Genomic DNA, 2,374 nt, shown 5'->3' on the forward strand with positions numbered 1-2,374 from the left:
GCCTTAATTTCTTCCCCCTTGGATGTGGGAACGGGGGGTCCCGCTGGCTCCCGAATGTTTCCTTTCCTCCCTTCCCACGGCCCGATGGGCCGTGGGAAGGGAGGAGGGACTCTTCGTTCCTGTTGGGATTAAAATTCAGTAAACCGCATGGCCCAAAGCGCCGTGAGGAGGGCGGATTCAGGAGGCGGGGGGGTTACCGGGCTCCCAAGAGGCCCTTGAGGGGAGCGGACGACCTGAGTGATTCTGCTGAGAAGATCCTACCGAATTCTGTGGAGGGAGTCCTGCCGATGGAAGATCGTGTGCTGGTTGAGCTGGCCTTTCTGATGCGGGAGCGAGCCTATGCGCCTTATTCAGGTTACCGTGTGGGAGCCGCATTGTTGAGCGTCTCCGGCCAGGTGTTCACGGGATGCAACGTGGAGAACGCTGTCTATCCCCTTGGTTTGTGCGCCGAACGGGTTGCTGTATTCAAGGCGATTTCGGAGGGAGAACATCGTTTCACCACCATTGCCATCGCCACCGAAAACGGCGGCACGCCGTGTGGTGCGTGCCGTCAGGTGCTCTCGGAGTTTGCGCCGGATCTGCGAATTCTGTTGGTGGATGCCAGGGGAACCGTGCGGGAAACCTCATTGCGCGCTTTGCTTCCAGAGCCCTTCGGACCGGGGGATCTGAAGGCCGTCCATCGTCAGCCTGGCACTTGACGGCTGGGTGGGGCGCTGGGCTGCAGGGATGTTTCGCTTCCTGCAGCTCGAGAGACGAGGGGGAAGGAGAGCTCTTTTTCAGGTGGAGAGAGGGACTGGGCCCTTCGAGGCCTCTCTTAGGACGATCATCGTGATGGGTTGCGAGCGGAGTTCGAGGGGAGACCATATGGCATCGGGCATTCGAGTTTCGCCCTCCAGGCGCTCTTCCCTCCGCTGGCTCTGGATGCTCTGGCTCTTCGGGGTTATCGGGCTGGGGGGCGGGATGAGCGTGCTGGCTTATCGCCTCGCTTTCCGGGAAGCGCTTCGCGCTGTGCCCTCTAGCCCTTCGGGCGACGAATCCGTTGTTTCAGCCAACAGCCCCGCGGAGAGCCCTTCGCTGAGCTTTCCTGAGTGGACCGGAAAAGAGCGCGTGAACATTCTGATCCTGGGGATCGATCAGCGGGATGGGGAACAGGGGCCATGGCGGACGGATACGATGATGGTGGCGACCCTGGATCCGGTAGGGCTCTCCGCCGGTGTGCTGTCGATCCCCCGGGACCTCTGGGTGACGGTCCCGGGCTTCGGGGAGAATCGGATCAACACGGCGCATTTCCTGGGAGACGCCTATGGCTACCCCGGCGGCGGGATCGCCCTTGCTCAGGAGACCGTTCGGTATAATTTGGGAATTCCCACGACTTATTACGTGCGGATCAATTTCGCCGCCTTTGAGAAAGCGATCGATCTCCTTGGAGGGATTGATTTGTGCGTCCCAGAGGCCATTGATGATCCTCATTATCCGGACGCGCACTATGGTTATGAGCCATTTCGCATCGATGCAGGATGTCAACACCTCGATGGCCGGACGGCGCTGAAATATGCGCGGACGCGAGCCACCCGTGGGGGGGATTTCGATCGGATGCGCCGTCAGCAGCAGGTGATCCAGGCGGTGCGGGAGCGGGTGCTCCGGTTGAACATGTTGCCCAGCCTGATCGCCCGCGCCCCTGCCCTGTGGGAGACGGTGAAGGAGGGGGTGCGCACCAACCTCACGCTGGAACAGATGATTGCACTGGCGCGACTGGCCGCCCGGATCCCCGAGGAACGGATCCGTATGGTGACGATCGGTCCTTCGATGACCCGACCCTACACCACGCCGGATGGGGCAGAGGTGCTGGTCCGGATCCCGGAGAAAGTCCGGGAGGCCCTGAGCGACCTCTTCGGATCTCAGGTGCCTCGTCTGGAAGCTCGGGTGGCTGTGCAAAACGGCACGATGCGACCCGGGCTGGCAGCCCGGGTGGCGGAATCTCTTCGGGCCCTGGGGGTGGAGATTGTGGAAGTGGGGAACGCCGATCGCTTCGATTATGCAGAGACCCGGATCTTGATCCGCCCGGAGGGCTGGGAAGCTGCCCATCAGGTGATAGGGTGGCTAGATCTACCCCTAACCTCAATCCAGGAAACCCCCGATCTCCGGTGCGCTTGTGATCTGTTGATCCGCCTGGGGGCGGATTTCCCTGAACCTTAGAGAGACGCCCGGCTCTGTCCCCTAAAGCCCCTGGAGGAAGCGAACTGAATTACTTAGGATACAAGCCGCCTTGGGCGGCCCGTATCCTGCGAAAAACCCTGCCGGCAAGAATCATCGCTGCGGGCTAGTGCTTTGTCCACTTTTAATTTGGGGGTTTTCGGGGGCGGTGCGGGGGGCC

2 protein-coding genes are annotated in these 2,374 nt (G+C 61.5%); both read left to right on the forward strand.

Translation table 11 applies throughout. The annotated features are described in order from the left end of the window. The first annotated feature begins 287 nt into the window (after positions 1-287). On the forward strand, positions 288-698 hold the full coding sequence (gene cdd / locus NZM16_RS12180; protein WP_295451580.1) for a cytidine deaminase: 411 nt from the start codon (positions 288-290) through the stop codon (positions 696-698). A gap of 409 nt (positions 699-1,107) precedes the next feature. Then, positions 1,108-2,196, forward strand: a complete 1,089-nt coding sequence (locus NZM16_RS12185; protein WP_295451577.1) for an LCP family protein — start codon at positions 1,108-1,110, stop codon at positions 2,194-2,196. Positions 2,197-2,374 lie beyond the last annotated feature (178 nt).

Source organism: Thermoflexus sp., assembly GCF_025055495.1.
GTDB lineage: Bacteria > Chloroflexota > Anaerolineae > Thermoflexales > Thermoflexaceae > Thermoflexus.